Source organism: Bombilactobacillus bombi (assembly GCF_003522965.1).
Taxonomy (GTDB): Bacteria; Bacillota; Bacilli; order Lactobacillales; family Lactobacillaceae; genus Bombilactobacillus; species Bombilactobacillus bombi.
Genome location: NZ_CP031513.1, coordinates 1,731,558 through 1,749,944 on the forward strand (window position 1 = coordinate 1,731,558; position 18,387 = coordinate 1,749,944).

Below are 18,387 nucleotides of genomic sequence, written 5' to 3' on the forward strand. Positions count from 1 at the left end.
AGTTTTTATTTTTATTGTAAATAGATTTTCTTTAAATCAGCAATTTCTTGGTCAGTAACTTTGATTTGTGTTTGCAAATAATTTATCCAACTGCCAGCTTCTTTTTTAACTTCTTCATCTGCAGCTTTAAGATAATCAGGACTCACTTGCATTAATGCTTTTACGGAATCATACATTAACGGATTATTAGTAAAAGGTTGTAGTTGTTCCTCGACAAAATCCTTAGTAACTTCATTAGTCATTAAATAATCGTTAAGAATAGTTTGGCGATCCACACCTAAAGCAGTCATAAAAAAGACTGCGCCCATACCGGTGCGATCCTTACCGGCTGTGCAATGAAAAAGTAGCACTTGGTCTGCTTGGTTGTTTTCTAGTAATTTATCGAAGAAAATCCGATAAGCCTTTTTGGCGCTATCTAAATGGATTAATTCGCGATAAGTATTGCACATATTTTCATGTCCATCACTAGGTATATCCGTTAAACCTTCGATATTGTGATCAGGAGTTGCGGCCTTTTCTTGGTCATCAAATTTTGATGCTTGCGTCAAATCCACTCCAAATACAGGATCGAAAAGATATTCAACATGTTCAGGTACTCGATCTGGTACTTTTTGTTGTTCGTCAGCCGAACGAAAATCGATATCATATTTCAGACCATAATCAGTTAAGAAGTTTAAATCATGGTCAGTTAATTGTCCTAAACTAGCTGAGCGTATGATTTTGTGATACTTAATAGTATTTCCATCTTTGGTTTGATATCCTCCTAACTCCCGAAAATTCCTGCCGGCTTCTAAGTTTAAAAGACGATTGTTTTTCATATAATTTCCTGCCTCTACTAAGATATTTACTTCATTCTATCAAATATTTTCCAGAAAATAACTAATTTGTTTTTAGCCTAAAATGATTGAAATTTCTAGCTAATAGACGTATTCTGATAGTATATGGAAAGGGTGAAGCCAATGTTACAAGAATACAAAAGAATCTTAGCTCCAGTTGATGGTTCAGATGAAGCTGAAATTGCTTTGAAAAAGGCGACCCAAATTGCGATTCGTAATCATGCAACTTTAGATGTATTAGATGTCTTAGATACGCGGCAATTTGTTGGTGCTTACGGTGGAATGCTAACAAGTGATGTTATTTATCAAATTACAGAAGATACACAAGATTATTTATCAGGACTACAAGAAGAACTTATAAAAGCGGGATTACCTAAAGAACAAATCAAAATTCATATTCGTTTTGGTGATCCTAAAACGATTATTTCTTTAGATTTTCTAAAAGATTATCATGACGATTTAATTATTTTGGGTTCTACTGGTTTGAATGCTGTAGAGCGTTTGTTAGTTGGGTCGGTATCCTCTTATGTAACCCGCAATGCTTTAACTGATGTTATTGTGGTTCGGACTGATTTGAATAATCAAGCTATTAAAAAAAGTAATAAAAAAAATAATAAGAAATAATCATTTAGACAAGCAATTTCAGTAGGTATTGATGCTGATATTGCTTGTTTTTTTAGGAGATATGATGAATAAAATTCAAAAACTGCCAACTCGCGCTGAAGTTCCAGTCGAATTAACTTGGGATTTAACTAAAATTTTTATTAATGATCAAGAATTTGAAGACAATTTGCAACAGGCAATAGATTCTAACCAGAAAATCACCCGCATTGCTGGAACTTTAGCACAATCAGCGTCAGCTCTAAAGAAAGGGATAGATGCAGTATTAGCTTTATATCGGCAAGTAGAAAAATTAGCCGTTTATGCAAGTATGAAAAGTGATCAAGACACTGCTAATAATCATTACCAAGCTTATCAAGCTCAAGTTAATAGCTTATTAGCCCAAGTAGATGCCAATGTAGCGTTTTTAGAGCCAGAAATTTTGGAGATTCCACCAGAAAAATTAAATAAGTTTAAACAAGATTTTCAATTGCAGAGCTATCAACATTTTTTAGATATGATTACAATTAATCGCAATCACGTTTTAGATGCTCAAAGTGAGGCATTACTTTCAGCGGCTGGTGATGTTATGCAGACCGCTAGTAACACTTTTAATGTGTTAGATAATTCGGATTTAAAATTTCCAGTGGTCACAGATGAAAAAGGGCAACAATATCAATTATCAGACGGTGTTTACAGTCGATTATTAGAGTCTGGAGATCAAAGTGTTCGCCAAAAAGCATTTATGGCTTTGTATCAAGTGTACGGTCAATTTAAAAATACTTTTGCCACGACTTTAGCCGGAGAAGTTAAAAAGAATAATTATTTAGCACAAGTACATCATTATTCCAGCGCGCGTGAACAAGCAATGTCCCAAAATTATATTCCGACTACAGTTTACGACACTCTGATTACAGAAGTTAATCAACACTTAGATTTACTCCATCGTTATGTTGCTTTACGCAAACAAATTTTGAATGTTTCAGAGTTGCATATGTATGATATGTATACCCCCTTAGTTGGTCAACCTCCTTTAACTTATACTTTTAGTAGTGCTAAACAAACGGCTAAACAGGCTTTAGCCGTGTTGGGTGCAGACTATTTGGAGCATGTCGATGAAATTTTTAATAATCGCGATATTGATGTGGTAGAGAATCAAGGTAAAGTTTCAGGAGCTTATTCAGGTGGTTCTTATGATACTGCACCCTATGAATTATTAAATTGGCAGGATAATTTGGACAATTTATATACATTAGTTCATGAAACCGGACATAGTGTGCATAGCTGGTATACTCGTCACTATCAACCTTATATGTATGGTGATTATCCGATTTTTATCGCAGAAATTGCTTCCACAACAAATGAAAATATTTTGACAGAATATTTATTACAGACGCAAACAGATCCCAAAGTTCGCGCCTATGTTTTAAATTATTATTTAGATGGTTTTAAAGGTACTATTTATCGACAAACCCAATTTGCCCAATTTGAACATTTTATTCATCAGGCAGATGCTCAAGGTAAAGCCTTAACAGCAGATTATATGTCTAGTTATTATGAGCAGTTAAATGCACGTTATTATGGTAATGATGTGATTAATGATCCGCAAATTGCGTTCGAATGGACACGGATCCCACATTTTTATATGAATTATTATGTTTATCAATATGCGACTGGTTTTGCGGCCGCTTCATATCTTAGTTCCCAGATTATGCAACAAAAGCCCCATGCACGTGACAAGTATCTCCATTATTTACAAACAGGAAGCTCAGAATATCCAATTCAAATTATGCAACAAGCAGGAGTAGATATGACGAAACCGGATTATTTAGAAGCTGCTTTTGCCACTTTTGCCCAAAGATTAGATGAATTAGAAAAGTTACTTAGCAAATAAAGAGACTATTTTGCTTAATTAATGAATCATTAAGGAAGTAAGAAATTGCAATCTATAGAAAAAATTGAAGTTATCGGCGGTCGCGTCCATAATTTAAAAAACATCAATGTCCAAATTCCCTTGAATAAGTTTGTCGCTATTTCAGGTTTGTCGGGATCGGGTAAGAGTTCTTTGGCAATGGGTATTTTATATGCTGAAGGTTCACGGCGATATTTAGAAGCATTGTCGACTTATACTAGACGCAGAATTAATCAAGCTAAACGTTCTCAAGTGCAAGAAGTTCGCCATATCCCAGCAGCAATAGCTTTGCGTCAACGCCCAACTGTGCCTTCAGAACGCTCCACAGTTGGTTCTATGAGTGAAATTTTTAATGTAGTGCGGTTGATTTTTTCTCGCTTAGGTTCGCCAGTTTGTCCTAATGGACATCGACTAAAACCCAATATTAAAATTGCCCAGGTGATGGATTTGCCAGATGAACGTATGGGACAATTGACTTGCCCTGTTTGTGGAATTAATTTTATGGCTAAATCTGCCGAAGATTTTGCGTTTAATGCTAGTGGTGCTTGTCCAACTTGTCACGGAAGTGGTCATGTTCAAGAAATTAATCCCGATAAATTGATTGGTGATCCTAATCTGAGTTTACAAGAAGGAGCTGTGGCTTCATGGCACTTACCAGGGCGTAATTTTATGCCGAAGGTAGTTCAAACTTTAGGGGTACGCATTGATGTTCCATATAAGGACTTGACTGCGCAAGAACAAGATATTGTCTTGCATGGAGCCAAAAAACAATACCCGATAGATTTGAATACATCCACGGGGCGAGTGTTTCATATGGAAAAAGCCCTTTATGAAAATGCTTATGAAGCAGTATATGACACAGCCAAAAAATCTTTAAGTGAGCGGGCTCAAAAACAATTAAATCAATTTTTTCATTTTTCTATTTGTCCAACCTGCCATGGCTCACGCTTAAATCCGCAATTATTGACGCAACTTAGTGGAAAATTAAATATTGCTCAAGTATCGGAATTGGATTTAGGACAATTACCACAATGGTTACAATCTGTTAAACAAGAATTACCTTCAAATATGCAAGCAATGGCAAAAATTCTATTTGAAGATTTGCAGGATAACTTGCGGCCCTTATTAGAATTAGGATTGGATTATCTTACTTTAGCTCGCAGTGGTAATACCTTATCAACGGGTGAATTGCAACGCATTCAATTAGCCAAAACATTGCGGACGCAAACGACAGGGGTGTTGTATGTTTTAGATGAGCCATCGATTGGTTTACATCCGGATAATGTCCAAGGCTTAATTAAAATTTTGCGCAGTTTGATTGCTCAAGGAAACTCATTAGTGGTAGTAGATCATGATGTTGATATTATTGCTGCAGCTGATTGGGTTATTGAAATGGGACCAGGTTCTGGTGCTGCTGGTGGTCAAGTGATTTGTCAAGGACCTCCCCAAGATTTAGTACATGATAAAAACTCATTAATTGGACCTTTTATTGCAGGTACTGCTAATATTTGGCATGAAAAAGAAGCTTCACCCGCTCAGCAAACAATAACTACAGATTTTACAGTTGAAAATTATTTTAATTTAAAAAATGTTCAAGTTAAGCTGCCTGAACAGCAAATTACAGCAGTTACAGGTTTTTCTGGAGCGGGTAAAACTAGTTTGATTTTAGATAGTTTGGTGCCGGCAATTAAGCAAGCGTCGCTGCCCAAACAGGTTACTCAATTACAAACGAATTTACAACAAGTTATTAGTGTTGATGCTGCTCCTATTGGCAAGAATGCACGTTCTACAGTAGCTACTTATACAAATATTATGGATAATTTACGGCAATTATTCGCTCAAGTATCATTAGCTAAGCAAAAGCATTATGGACGAGCTTATTTTTCTTACAATAATAAACAAGGTGCTTGTCCTAATTGTGGCGGATTAGGTACGATTACTTTAGACATTCAGTACTTACCTGATATGGAAGAAATTTGTCCAGTCTGCCATGGACAACGTTTTAATCCCGAAGTGCAGCAAATTAAATGGCACAATTTTAGTATTGTTGACCTCTTAGGCTTGTCAGTTCAAGAAGCATTACCGATATTTGTCTCAGTTCCAGCAATTGAGCGCCAATTAGTTTTGTTACAGCAGGTAGGATTAAGTTATTTACATTTGGGAGAAAGTACGCCCAGTTTATCCGGTGGAGAAGCACAACGGTTAAAGCTAGTAAAACATTTAAATAAACAACAGGCACACACACTTTTTGTTTTTGATGAGCCGTCGGTTGGCTTACATCCACTAGATGTTCAAACTTTATTAGGTGTGATTAATCGTTTAAAAGCTCAAGGAGCAACAGTAATTATTATTACGCATGATTTAGATATTATGGCTAATGCGGACTATTTGATTGATTTAGGTCCCAAGGGTGGTAATCAAGGTGGCCAAATCATGGCTGCTGGCCAGCCGAAAAAATTAATCAAGCATCCAAATAGTTTGACTTTGCAATATTTAAAAAAGCATTGGTATAAATATCAACGTTAACTTTCATAGATAGTTATGATACTGCTTTAAAAAAAGATATTCCGCAAGTATTTTCTAAAAAATAACGAGACTATTAATATGAGTTGGTTTCCTCAAGATTAATTACCACCATTAACCTTAAAACTAACTACTTATCAGCAATTAAAACAATTATTTATCCCGGATAGTTTGCAGGTTGATTAATTGGGCCAGTAATTACAGTGCAATTGCAAAATAAAAAACGATAGAAACTGGAAAGTAAGTACTAAAACAGTTATAATTTGCTAGTAAAGATTTTGGGGAGGCAATTATTATGCAAGCAGAAGCAGTGAGTCAAATGGCCGATTGGCTGGAAGATCATGTTTCCGAAATTGTAGCACACAAGACACAACTTGACGTCCAAAAAATTAATGAAATCATTGATGATTTGGCCATTTTGCGACACCCAGTCCAAGAATATCTAACAATGACTGAAGAACAATATTATGAAAATGAATCTGATCATCAATTAACGCTGCAAAACGATAAACAACCATTAAGTAAATTACAAGATCGAGTTTTGGTGAACCATGTTGATGGCAGTTTTGCTAAGAGTGAAATAAACTTCACTTATAATCATGAGCATCCCTTTGCTGGTGGACAATACGATGTTACTAACGATTTGCATACAATTGAATATGCATTAGAAGTGATTGGCGCAGTGGTAGCTAACACAATTATGGCGGATGTGCGTAATAATTTATCTCAAGATGCAGTTTTATCAATTGCTCTGGCTGCAGCTGCTGTAGATAATTGGCAGAAAAATAATTAACGAGTCTTTTTATTTGCAAAATAAAATTTAATTCGCTAATATATCCCGGTGTTTGTTTTTAGGAGGGATGTATTATGCCAGTAACATATTTACGTAAAGTACAAGCTGATGAATTAGATCAAGTAGTAGAAATTATTGAAGAAGCCAAGCAAGTTTTAAAAGGACGGGGCGTAGATCTTTGGCAAGATGGATATCCCGACCAAAAGATTTTGCGTAGTGATATTCAGCGTGGAATTGCTTATTTTTTGATTAAAGATGATAAAATAGCTGGTGTAGCTGCTTTGGAAGACCAAGGCGAATCAAGCTATGATCAAATTGAAGATGGCAGTTGGAGTCCTAAGTCACAAGAACGCTATGCTATTTTTCATCGGGTTGCTATTGCTCAAGGTCATCAAGGTGAAGGTCTAGCTTCTGTTTTTATTCAACATTTACTATCTATTACAGCTTCGTTGAATATTCATGATGTGCGAATTGATACTCATTTTGATAATTTAGCAATGCAGCATGTAATTGAAAAGAATGGTTTTCAAAAGTGCGGAACTATTCGGGATGCACAGCAACGTCCATTAGTTGCTTATCAACGTTTTATTCGCTGAGATAATCGTATGCTTAATATGGGGGGATTAGGACATGATTGTGTTCCAATCCCCTTATTTATAAAGAGGCTCAAAAATGAGATTTTGGGAATATTGTTTACAAACTATCTTATTTGCACCCTTACAAAAATTAGGTGTTTATCGAGTTAACTATTTACAACAACCATATTTATTACAGGTCAAAAAGCACCAACAAATTTTATGGCCACAAAATAGTACTGCAATTTATTATCGTAAACAGCATCAAGCACATTTTTTGCCAGTACCGGTGCAGATTCGCTTTTTTGTACAAGACTATTTGCGTAGTTTTAGCCAGTTTGTCAATACTTTAGTCGCAGACGAGGACTTGACCTTTGGTGTCATTACAGATACACATATTAAATTTGCAGATAGTCATAGTTATTATGGATTTAATGGTTTGCAACATGTTGGAGAATTTTTAACCTTACCTAACTTGATAAACTTAGACTTTGTGGCTCATCTTGGTGATATCATTGATGGCAGTGATGATGCTGTGACTGATCGGCAATTATTAGCTCAAGTGAGTCGTTATTTTTCCCAGCAAACTGGCCCATACTTTATTACTAAGGGTAATCATGATGACAATGATAAATATGATGAACATACTCTGAGTAAAAAGGCAACTTTTGCATCCCAGACTTTTGCAGATTTAATTTGGCAAACAATGTATCAACAACGTTCGGTAAAGAAGTTATCGACAAATTATGGTGTTAGTTATTTTGATAAAAATAATTTGCGAGTTGTATTTATTAATACAACTGACGTTCCGTATCACTTGGATGCTCAAGGTCGTAAAATTTATGACAGTAAGTTGACTTTAGCTGTTCGTAATGGACAACTAAAAGAAATTGTTCAAATCTTACAACAGTCAGCAAATAAAAAAATTATTGTTTGTGGTCATGGTAATTTAATGACAGTAAAGGGCAATAATGGATTACAATATAATGGTAAAGCTGTTCATGACTTGTTCAAAGCCTTCAATCAAGGATTAAGCGGTAGTCTGCAACATCAAGATAAAGATAATAATTTCTCCTTAGCGTTTGATTTTGATTTTACGAATAATCTTTCTGGGCAAGTAGTGGCTTATATTTGTGGTCATCGCCATGTAGAAGATCAATTTAAAATTGACGGTATTCAATATATTTTATTAAATGTTTCAGCCTTAATGGGTAAAAAGCACAGTTTAACTACTAAATATAATCGTTCTTGGGATCGAAAAAAAGATGAAGTCAGTGAATTTGCTGGATATGTTATCAATCTTAATCAAGCTGGTGATTCTTTAAAAGTTTTTGGCTATGGTGCTGCTACACCATTAAGAAAGTTTAAGATTTAGTAGAGTTTGTGGAATTTATTTCGTCATTAATAAACATTTGTTATAATAAGCACGGGATGCGAAGACCATTGTAAAGGAATGTGAACTCTTATCGATAATCAGAAAGTACCCCAATTTACTCCCATTTTGCTAGGTAGCGATATTAATGCTTATGGATTTGCTAGATCATTTTATGAATTAACCCATCAACCTGTTCAAGCTTATGCAGAAATGCCTTTGGCTCCTACTAAATATTCGCGTATTATTAATGTAAGTCTGCATGATGGTTTTGCGGAGGATCCTACTTTTATTGAAACTATGCGCTCCATTGCGCAAAAGTATACTAACCATCCAGAGCCAGTGATTTTATTAGCAATGGGTGACGGTTATGCAGAGTTAATTGCTAAACACAAAGAAGAACTATCGCAAACTTTTATTTGTCCTTACGTAGACTATGAATTATTACGCCGTTTGAATAATAAAGAATCTTTTTACCAAATTTGTAATGAATATCATTTACCGCATCCCCAAACTAAGATTATTACTCGTAAGATGTATCAAGAACAAACTAATTTAACTGTGCCTTTCGACTATCCAGTAGCTTTAAAACCAGCTAATAGTGTAGAATGGCTCGATATTCATTTTGAAGGTCGTAAGAAGGCTTTTACTATCCATTCACAAGCCGAATTTTTAGATATTGTTGGTAAAATTTATGATCATGGTTATAAATCTGATTTAATTTTGCAAGAATTTATTCCAGGTGATGATTCTCATATGCGGGTCTTAAATGCTTATGTTGATCAAAATCATCACGTCAAAATGCTATGTTTAGGACATCCTTTATTAGAAGATCCTACACCGGCATCTATTGGGAATTACGTAGCTATTTTGCCTGAGTATGACCAAAAATTATATGACTTAATTCAGAAATTTTTAGAAGATATTGAATTTACTGGTTTTGCCAACTTTGATATGAAATATGATGATCGTGATCATGAATTTAAGTTGTTTGAAATCAATTTACGTCAGGGTCGTAGTAGCTTTTTTGTAACGCTTAATGGTTATAATTTAGCCAAATATGTTATTGATGATTATGTTACAGGAACTCTAGAAGCACAATCAACCGTTTATGGTAATAAGAATAAAGCTCAACATCAATTATGGCTTGGTGTGCCTGTCCATGTGTTTAAAAAATATGCCTTAGAAAATCAATATAAAGAAGTAGCATTAGAATTATTACGTCAAGATCGGTATGGCACAACGGTTTTCTTTAAAGGTGATTTGGGGTTTAAGCGGTTCTTATTAATGAGTTATATGTTTTATCGCTATCGTGGCCGCTTTAAGCGCTATTTTGAAGAGAATAAAGGTCAAGATTTCAAATAGTTAAAGGAGGTTGATATAATGGAACCTGTTCAAGAACTAAAGGATTACCATGTTAATGAAATACATTTGCACAGAGTATTAGTAGCAATTGATGTTGATGACTTTACGTCTTCGGATCAAGCATTTGACTTTGCCTGCACCGTTGTCAAAAAGTCTAACGCAACATTAGGCATTGTTACAGTTGTAGAAAGTAAAGACATTAATGTGTTTGAGAGCTTGTCGCCAGCATCAATGGATGATAAGCGCTTAGAAGCATCACATGATTTATTAACTTATGTCAAAAAAGCCAAGGAATTTGGCGTGGAAAATGTCAAACCAATCTTGACTGAAGGTACACCTAACAAGGCAATTTTAGAAGAAGTTATCCCAGATTTTAAACCTGATTTGGTAGTTGTGGGTTCTGAAACTAAAAAAGTTTTAGGAAAAACTATCGGTTCTCAAGCTGAAGGTATCATTGAAAAATCACCTGTTAGTGTAATTGTTGCTAGATAATCTATTTTAATTATAAATTAAAGAAGCAGGACATTTTGTCCTGCTTCTTGTATATCGTTTAGAGCTTTAATCAGTTTTAAACTAAGTAAAATGATAAAATATCTTCAATGAGACAATTAGGAGGCAAGATTATGCAGCATAGAAATGCAAAGATTGTTGGTGGTACGGGTGATACAACTCAAGGAGCAACTGCTAGCTATCAAGATAACCTATATTTAGCAGTAAATGGCAAATGGTTAAAAACGGCACAAATTCCAGCAGATAAATCCCGCACAGGTGGTTTTTCTGATTTAGCTTTAGAAATTGAAGAGCAGTTAATGCAAGATTTTGCGGACTTTGCAGCTGGTAAGAAAGAACCGAACAATGAGCTGATGTCTGTTGCAGTTAGTTTTTATCAAGTAGCCGCGAATTTTGAGCGTCGGAACCAAGATGGTTTTGCTCCAGCAACGGCCGGTTATACCGAGATTAAACAGCTTACGAACTTTGCTGATTTTATCCAACAAATTCCACAATGGCTGCAGAAAGGGTATCCATTACCATTTGGTATAGGTGTAGACGCAGATATGAAAGACACTAGTAAAAATGTTGTCTATGCTGCTGCTCCTGGTTTAATTTTACCTGATACGAGTTATTATCAAGATAATCCTAGTGGTGAGCAACTATTGCAAATTTATCAGCAAGTGGCTGTCCAATTATTAGAAAAAATTGGTGAATCACAAGAACAAGCTCAACAAATTGTCCACGGAGCTTTGGCTTTTGATCGTTCTTTAGTTGATTATGTTAAAAGTGCTGAAGAACAAGCAGATTATGTCAAAATGTATAATCCCCAACTAATGGCTGACTTTGCTAGTCAAGGTGGTCAAATTGATTTTGCTAAATTGATTAATCAAGCAGTTGACGACCAAGTTGAACAGGTAATTGTCACAGAGCCACGTTATTATCAAAACTTTACTAAAATTGTAAATGCTGAGACTTTTGCCAACTTGAAAGACTGGTCTTTGGTTCAATATGTTTACAGTGCTAGTTCACTTTTAAGCCAGCAATTGCGTGAACTTGCTGGTCAATATAGCTTAGCATTAAATGGTAGCCAAGAATTGTCAGCACCAATTAAGCAAGCGTATAATCTGACGAGTTCGACTTTTAGTGAAGTAGTTGGTAAATATTATGGAGAAAAATATTTTGGAGCAAAAGCTAAATCTGATGTGGAACAGATGATTCACAAAATGATTAGTATTTATCAACAACGAATCAACAATAATACATGGTTAAGTACTGCTACGAAGCAAAAAGCAATTGTAAAATTAGATAAAATGGTACTGAAAATTGGCTATCCTGATCAGGTGAATCCCATTTATCAAAAATTTACAGTAGATAGTGATCAATCTTTATTTAGTAATGTCCAAGCTATTAATCAAATCATAATTGCGGATAATTTTGCTAAATATCATCGGCCGGTGGATCGTGATGAATGGGCAATGCCGGGCCATTTAGTTAATGCTTGTTATGATCCTTCACGTAACGATATCACTTTTCCAGCAGCAATTTTACAAGCTCCATTTTATAGCTTAGAACAATCAGCTAGTGCGAACTATGGTGGTATTGGAGCTGTGATAGCACATGAAATTTCGCACGGCTTTGATAATAATGGTGCACAATTTGATGAGTTTGGTAATATGAATAATTGGTGGACAGACGAAGATTATGCAACTTTTAAAGAGCTAACGCAGGCAATGATTGATGAATTTGAAGGTGTTGAATTTGCTGGTGGTAAAGTTAATGGCAAATTAGTTGTTAGTGAGAATGTTGCTGATGCCGGTGGATTAAGTTGTGCTCTAGAAGCAGCTAAGTCTGAAGCTGATGTTGATTTGAAAGAATTTTTTATTAATTGGGCACGGATTTGGCGGACTAAATCGACGCAACAATTGATGGAAATGTTTTTAAGTATTGATGTGCATGCACCATCACCTCTTAGAGCTAATGTGCAAGCACAAAATATGGATGACTTTTATACCACTTTTAATATTACTGAAAAAGATGGTATGTGGTTAGATCCCGATAAACGTGTTAATATTTGGTAATTAGTTTAAATGTATATTGCTATTCAAAATAAAACTGGTCGTATAAAATGAATACGGCCAGTTTTTTATTATGAAAGGGGAGAATAATTATGTTACCAGCTAATTTTTTATGGGGAGCTTCTTTGTCTGCTCATCAGACTGAAGGAGCAGCTACAGAGGATGGAAAGTCACAATCAGTTCAAGACGTGCGCCAGCGCAATCCAAAGATTGCAGATTTCAGCGTAGCGGCTGACCACTATCATCGTTATGCAGAAGATATTAATTTACTAGCAAAAGCTGGAATTAAAGCTCTTCGAATTTCTATTCCGTGGACACGTATTATTCCTGACGGTCTTGGTGATGTTAATCCATTAGCAATCAAGCATTATCACCAAGTGTTCAATGAAATGCATAATCAAGGAATTGAACCAATGGTCACTACTTATCATTTTGATTTGCCCCAGATTTTGCAGGAGCAAGGTGGTTGGATTAAGCAATCGACGGTCACGGCTTATGAAAAGTATGTTAAGGTCTTATTTAAGGAATTTGGTTCGGAAGTTAAATATTGGTTAACTATTAACGAGCCTAATGTAATGTTGTTGGCGGATCGTAAAATTTTAGGCTTTTCCTATACTCATCAAGAACGTTATCAAGCTTTTTATAACTTAATGATTGCTGAAAAGAAGGCTTTTCAAGCGTGTCATCAATTATGTCCACAAGCTCAAATTGGCCCAGTACCCAATATTTCTTATGTTTATCCTGGAAGCGCTAAGCCACAGGATATTCGCGCAGCCGAATATTTCAATGCGATTCGTAATTGGGCTTATTTAGATTTCTCTGTGCGCGGAATTATCAATCCTATTTTTCAAAATTATCTACACCAAACAGGGATTGATTTAAAAATCAAAGCAGAGGATGAGGAATTAGTACAGCAGAACTTCCCGGATTTTTTGGGAATGAATTATTATACAAGTGTTACTGTTGAATATCCAAAAGCTGGTCAAAATCGTACCAGTGGCGTGAGTGATCAACAATCTGAAGATGTTTATGAAAAAGGATTTTATAAAGGCTTAACTAATCCATATTTATCTAAAAACGATTTTAACTGGACAGTGGATCCTTTAGGCTTGCAAACAACTTTGGAAGTAGTTAATGATCGTTATCACTTACCAATTTATATTACAGAAAATGGCTTAGGTGCTTATGATGAATTAACTGCTGATTATCAAGTTCATGATGATTATCGAATTAATTATCTATCAGCACATTTGCAAAGTATTCAACAAGCCGTTGATGCGGGGGTTCCAGTTCAAGGATACTTGCCTTGGTCAGCGATTGATTTAGTGAGTGTACATGAAGGCATGAAAAAACGTTACGGTCTAATTTATGTTGATCGCACAGAGCAAGATTTGAAAACTTTAGCGCGTTATCCGAAAGATAGTTACTTCTGGTATCAGCAAGTAATTAAAAACAATGGAGTGAATAAGGATGCAAAAACTGTTTGATTTTCTTAATAAATATTTATTGCCCCCGCTAAATAAGGTAGCTAACACTAAAGTGGTACGCAGTATTATGAATGCTAGTTTAGCAGCTGTACCCTTTACGATTGTGGCTTCTATTTTTTTAATTTTGAATAATTTACCACAAATATTTCCTTTTGCGGCACATTTTTTTCAGCACACAATTCTTAAGTTTAGTGCCTTTTATATGCTGGGAAACACGATGGCATTAGGTTCTCTTGCTTTGTATTACTCTTTATCAGTAGGATATTATTACATTGAAGAATATCGTCGTGCGGGTGAACAACAATTAAATTCTTTCACCGGCGCATTATTGTCGATGTTTGCTTTTCTATTGACTATTCCGTCAATTTCTTGGAGTCATGGAAGTGCTCAAGCTGTCAGCAAAACAATTGCTCCTAATAATTATTTGGTGAGTGGAGTTAGTTTTGTGAATGGTTGGCTCCAGCGTTTTGGTGGTGTAGGAATTTTTATTTCAATTATTACTGGAATTATTGCAGTTCAGCTTTATCGTTTATGTGTTAATAAAAATATTACGATAAAAATGCCTGCTGGGGTTCCAGAAGGAGTAAGTCGTTCGTTTGCGTCATTAATTCCTGCCATTTTGGTTAGTTTTGTGATGATTGGGTTAGATATTGTTTTAGGATTAATGCATACGGACTTGCACAATTTATTATCGGCACCATTTGGCTTTGTCAAAAATATGACAGGTTCGTGGCTAGGAATGATGGTGATTTTGTTACTAATTCACTTATTGTGGGTAGTTGGAGTGCATGGAACTGCCATTGTTAAAAATAGCTTTGTCAATCCAATTTTATTGGTTGCTTTAAGTGAAAATGCTAATGGTGCTCATAATATTTTTGCCGGTGATTTTATTAATATGTGGGTGTTTATTGGCGGTGCCGGTGGAACTTTAGGATTAGTTCTGTTAATGGTTTTTGCTGCTAGATCTGATCAATTAAAAACGTTGGGCAAAACAGCAATTTTACCTGCTATTTTTAATATTAATGAGCCAGTAATTTTCGGAGCACCGATTGTTTATAATCCATATTTGATTGTACCTTTTATTGTTAATCCTATGGTTTTAGCCTCAGTAGCTTACTTTGCTATTAAATTCCATTTAATTAGTTATGTGACTAGTGCAATTGCTTGGATATTGCCGGTAGGAATGGGAGCTTGGCTTGGAACAAGTGGTAATTTAGGCGCAGTGATTGTTGCTTTTTTGAATTTGTTCTTATCGGTGATAATTTATTATCCGTTTTTTAAACTATATGATAATAATTTGTATAAGCAAGAACAGTTACATGGTGAATAATTTTAGATTTGATATACAAAAGAGCTGAAAATATTTTCAGCTCTTTTTTTATATTATTAATGTTTATTTCTTTGGTGCCGCTGTGGAATCTCTGATTTTGAGTTGGGGTTGATGGGTAATAGAGTTGAAAGGTTTGCCATGAATCAAATCTAGTATTCCTCGACCAGCTTCTTGACCCACAGCATAAGTTTCATAGGTCATAGTTGTTAAACTAGGCGTTATATAATTGACACCGTCATAATCATCAAAACCGGTAACTGATATGTCTTCTGGTATACGATAATGTGCTTTTTTGAGTTTATCAACAATACGAATAGCTAATTGATCATTATAGCAAGTTATCGCTGTGGGTAATTGATTACTATTAAGATATAAATCTAATTTTTGGCTAATAACTTCAAAATTATCATGCGAACTGTACATAATAATACTAGAATTCGATAAATCAATATCATTTTTTTGATAAGCTTCTAAAAAACCGTTCAATCGATGGACGCCTTGTCGATCATCAATTTGAAAAATTCCAATTATACGCTTATGTCCCAAATTTAAGAGATAATGTGTAAGTTCACTTTCTGATTGTAGGTCAGTATTTTGAATAACTGGAAAATCAACTTCAGGATAACTGGCATTTAAAAATAATAATGGAATTTTATTTTGAGCAATTACTTGATAAATATCTAGATTAGGATTAGGTTTAGCACTTTCGCTCGGTTCGACTATTAGGCCGGCAACTTGTGAATCTAGCATATTAATTAAGCGCAAACGTTCTCTATTAGTATCATTATGTGTATTAGCTACTAATAATGAGTATCCCTCCTTTGCAAGAATAGAATCAATATGTGAAATTATTTTTGGGAAAATATAATCTGCAATATGGGTACATATAAGTCCAACAGTTTTACTTTCAGAATTTCGAAACCACTTTTTATTCCAATCTTGTACATACATACCACTTCCTTGAACACGATAAATTAAATTTTCCTGCTCTAATTGACCTAATGCTTTGCGAATTGCATAACGTGATATCTGAAAATATTTAATAAATTCATCTTCAGTAGGTAGTTTTTCATTTGCTTTAAATTTTCCAGAAGTAATAGCTTGTTTTAATTTCTCCTTAACTACGTTAAATGCATTTTTCATAAAAAGGCCTCATATTATTTATTAGAATGAATATCTATATTTATCATATTTTAACATAAATAATATTCTATTGTAATTAACAAAATATTCTACAAAAAAATAAATATTTATTATTTCACTTATATTAGATGATTGCACTAATAAAAGGCTGTAAATATTTATTCGAATGAATTTTATTTATCGTTGATTTATGCTGATTTATCTTATAATATGTAGACGGTGATGAAAACGTTTGTTGTTTAGCATCTATGAAATATGGGTTAGAAAGGATTGTGCAAAATTGGACATTAAAACTACTATTTCAGATATTAAAAAAGGCAAAATCTCTTTAGGAATTGAATTAGGATCAACTCAAATTAAAGCAGTTTTAATTGATAATAATGCTAATCCACTTGCTGAGGGAAGTTATGTTTGGGAGAACAGTTATGAAGATAATATTTGGACATACTCTTTAGAAGATGCTTGGAAGGGAATTCAGTCAAGTTATCAACAACTAGCAGCAAATGTTCAAAGCAAATATCACGTTCAACTGCAAAAAATTGGAGCTATCGGTGTAAGTGCAATGATGCATGGTTATTTAGCTTTTGACCAAGCAGGGAAACAATTAGTTCCTTTTAGAACGTGGCGTAATAATATTACCCAGGATGCTGCTGATGAGCTAACGAAGTTATTTGACTTTAATATTCCATTAAGATGGAGTATTGCCCACTTGTATCATGCCATTTTACAACAAGAAAAACATGTCAGTCAGATTGACTTCATTACAACTTTAGCCGGTTATGTACATTGGCAATTGTCTGGTGAAAAAGTCATTGGTGTCGGGGATGCTTCAGGGATGTTTCCGATTGAAGAACATAGTAAATTTAATCAGCGGATGATTGATCAATTTAATGGTTTACCCAAAGTGCAGGCTTATGATTGGCAGCTGCCTGATATTTTGCCTGAGATTAAAGTTGCAGGACAACCTGCAGGACATTTAACTGCTGATGGTGCTAAATTACTTAATCCAACTGGGCATTTACAAAGTGGCAGTATTATGGCGGCTCCTGAAGGAGATGCAGGCACAGGAATGATTAGTACCAATAGTGTGCGATTACGAACAGGTGACATTTCTGTGGGAACTTCAGCTTTCTCAATGGTAGTCTTGGATAAGCCGTTGGTAAAAGTCCATCGAGATATTGATTTAGTAACTACACCAGATGGTTTACCAGTAGCCATGGTTCATATCAATAATTGTTCATCAGATATTAATGCTTGGGCTCATCTTTTTGCAGAATTTGCTGCGCGTTTGGGATTAAACTTATCAGCTAATAAATTATATGAAACTTTATTTTTAGATGTGGTAAAAAGCGATACTAATGCTGGTGGATTAGTTAATTATAGTTATTTATCTGGAGAAAATATTACTAATATTCAAGCCGGTCGCCCCTTATTTGTGCGGACTCCAGAAAGTAAGTTTAATTTGGCTAATTTTATGTTGGCTCAATTATATTCTGCTTTTGCACCTTTAAAGATTGGTATGGATATTTTGACCAAAGAAGAAGGCATTCATCCTGGCGTTATGATTGCTCAAGGAGGATTGTTCAAAACTCCTGTTATGGCTCAACAAATTTTGGCCAATGCTTTGAATATTCCGATTGCAGTTATGAACAATGCTAGTGTTGGTGGTCCATGGGGGATGGCAGTTTTAGCGCAATATACCGCAGCAGATACTGATCTTAACTTAGCAGATTATTTAGATACTAAGATATTTGCAGATTCCGAAACAATGACTTTAGGACCAGAGCCAGATGGTGTTAAGGGTTATCAAGAATATATTGAAAGATATCAACAAGCTTTACCAATTGAGTCTCAAGCTAGTATTTTAAAAGATTAATTTTAAGG

At 34.9% G+C, this 18,387-nt stretch carries 14 protein-coding genes; 12 read left to right on the forward strand and 2 right to left on the reverse strand.

Annotated features, from left to right (window positions below; genetic code table 11):
• Positions 1-11: 11 nt before the first annotated feature.
• Positions 12-818 carry a tyrosine-protein phosphatase gene (locus DS830_RS08305; RefSeq protein WP_118908989.1) on the reverse strand — a complete coding sequence of 269 codons (807 nt, stop codon included), beginning with the start codon at positions 816-818 and terminating at the stop codon, positions 12-14.
• A 141-nt stretch (positions 819-959) separates the two neighbouring features.
• Here DS830_RS08305 and DS830_RS08310 point away from each other — a divergent pair, with 141 nt between their 5' ends.
• The 11 genes from DS830_RS08310 to celB all read left to right on the forward strand — a co-directional run bounded on the left by DS830_RS08310 (position 960) and on the right by celB (position 15,360).
• On the forward strand, positions 960-1,460 hold the full coding sequence (locus DS830_RS08310; RefSeq protein WP_118899849.1) for a universal stress protein: 501 nt from the start codon (positions 960-962) through the stop codon (positions 1,458-1,460).
• A 73-nt stretch (positions 1,461-1,533) separates the two neighbouring features.
• Positions 1,534-3,330: an oligoendopeptidase F gene (gene pepF / locus DS830_RS08315; RefSeq protein ID WP_205526815.1), complete on the forward strand. Its 1,797-nt coding sequence runs from the start codon at positions 1,534-1,536 to the stop codon at positions 3,328-3,330.
• A gap of 45 nt (positions 3,331-3,375) precedes the next feature.
• Positions 3,376-5,874 (forward strand): excinuclease ABC subunit UvrA, encoded by a 2,499-nt coding sequence (locus DS830_RS08320; RefSeq protein WP_118908991.1) that lies wholly within the window; start codon positions 3,376-3,378, stop codon positions 5,872-5,874.
• A gap of 292 nt (positions 5,875-6,166) precedes the next feature.
• Positions 6,167-6,664: a hypothetical protein gene (locus tag DS830_RS08325; protein WP_118899845.1), complete on the forward strand. Its 498-nt coding sequence runs from the start codon at positions 6,167-6,169 to the stop codon at positions 6,662-6,664.
• A gap of 74 nt (positions 6,665-6,738) precedes the next feature.
• Positions 6,739-7,260, forward strand: a complete 522-nt coding sequence (locus DS830_RS08330) for a GNAT family N-acetyltransferase (protein ID WP_118908992.1) — start codon at positions 6,739-6,741, stop codon at positions 7,258-7,260.
• Positions 7,261-7,336: 76 nt separating this feature from the next.
• On the forward strand, positions 7,337-8,614 hold the full coding sequence (locus tag DS830_RS08335; RefSeq protein WP_118908993.1) for a metallophosphoesterase family protein: 1,278 nt from the start codon (positions 7,337-7,339) through the stop codon (positions 8,612-8,614).
• 90 nt (positions 8,615-8,704) lie between these two features.
• Positions 8,705-9,976 (forward strand): carboxylate--amine ligase, encoded by a 1,272-nt coding sequence (locus tag DS830_RS08340; RefSeq protein ID WP_162887576.1) that lies wholly within the window; start codon positions 8,705-8,707, stop codon positions 9,974-9,976.
• An 18-nt stretch (positions 9,977-9,994) separates the two neighbouring features.
• The gene (locus tag DS830_RS08345; RefSeq protein WP_118899840.1) at positions 9,995-10,468 is read left to right on the forward strand and encodes a universal stress protein; all 474 of its coding nucleotides are present in this window, start codon (positions 9,995-9,997) and stop codon (positions 10,466-10,468) included.
• 131 nt (positions 10,469-10,599) lie between these two features.
• Complete coding sequence (locus tag DS830_RS08350) at positions 10,600-12,546, forward strand: M13 family metallopeptidase (RefSeq protein WP_118908994.1); 1,947 nt, start codon at positions 10,600-10,602, stop codon at positions 12,544-12,546.
• An 89-nt stretch (positions 12,547-12,635) separates the two neighbouring features.
• The gene (locus DS830_RS08355) at positions 12,636-14,030 is read left to right on the forward strand and encodes a glycoside hydrolase family 1 protein (protein ID WP_118908995.1); all 1,395 of its coding nucleotides are present in this window, start codon (positions 12,636-12,638) and stop codon (positions 14,028-14,030) included.
• Positions 14,014-15,360, forward strand: coding sequence for a PTS cellobiose transporter subunit IIC (celB, locus tag DS830_RS08360; protein WP_118908996.1), 1,347 nt, complete (start codon positions 14,014-14,016; stop codon positions 15,358-15,360). The genes DS830_RS08355 and celB overlap by 17 nt, the downstream gene beginning before the upstream one ends.
• A 63-nt stretch (positions 15,361-15,423) precedes the next feature.
• Here the strand turns inward: celB and DS830_RS08365 are convergent, their stop codons facing one another.
• Positions 15,424-16,503 carry a GntR family transcriptional regulator gene (locus DS830_RS08365; protein ID WP_118908997.1) on the reverse strand — a complete coding sequence of 360 codons (1,080 nt, stop codon included), beginning with the start codon at positions 16,501-16,503 and terminating at the stop codon, positions 15,424-15,426.
• 280 nt (positions 16,504-16,783) lie between these two features.
• Between DS830_RS08365 and DS830_RS08370 the strand changes: the two genes are divergently transcribed.
• Positions 16,784-18,379 (forward strand): xylulokinase, encoded by a 1,596-nt coding sequence (locus tag DS830_RS08370; RefSeq protein ID WP_118908998.1) that lies wholly within the window; start codon positions 16,784-16,786, stop codon positions 18,377-18,379.
• The last annotated feature ends 8 nt before the right edge of the window (positions 18,380-18,387 follow it).

What these genes read in the sequence shown, in the direction of transcription:
- DS830_RS08305 (WP_118908989.1), bottom strand. Translation starts at nt 818, where the DNA reads ATGAAAAACAATCGTCTTTTAAACTTAGAAGCCGGCAGGAATTTTCGG.
- DS830_RS08310 (WP_118899849.1), top strand. Translation starts at nt 960, where the DNA reads ATGTTACAAGAATACAAAAGAATCTTAGCTCCAGTTGATGGTTCAGAT.
- DS830_RS08325 (WP_118899845.1), top strand. Translation starts at nt 6,167, where the DNA reads ATGCAAGCAGAAGCAGTGAGTCAAATGGCCGATTGGCTGGAAGATCAT.
- DS830_RS08330 (WP_118908992.1), top strand. Translation starts at nt 6,739, where the DNA reads ATGCCAGTAACATATTTACGTAAAGTACAAGCTGATGAATTAGATCAA.
- DS830_RS08335 (WP_118908993.1), top strand. Translation starts at nt 7,337, where the DNA reads ATGAGATTTTGGGAATATTGTTTACAAACTATCTTATTTGCACCCTTA.
- DS830_RS08345 (WP_118899840.1), top strand. Translation starts at nt 9,995, where the DNA reads ATGGAACCTGTTCAAGAACTAAAGGATTACCATGTTAATGAAATACAT.
- DS830_RS08350 (WP_118908994.1), top strand. Translation starts at nt 10,600, where the DNA reads ATGCAGCATAGAAATGCAAAGATTGTTGGTGGTACGGGTGATACAACT.
- DS830_RS08355 (WP_118908995.1), top strand. Translation starts at nt 12,636, where the DNA reads ATGTTACCAGCTAATTTTTTATGGGGAGCTTCTTTGTCTGCTCATCAG.
- celB (WP_118908996.1), top strand. Translation starts at nt 14,014, where the DNA reads ATGCAAAAACTGTTTGATTTTCTTAATAAATATTTATTGCCCCCGCTA.
- DS830_RS08365 (WP_118908997.1), bottom strand. Translation starts at nt 16,503, where the DNA reads ATGAAAAATGCATTTAACGTAGTTAAGGAGAAATTAAAACAAGCTATT.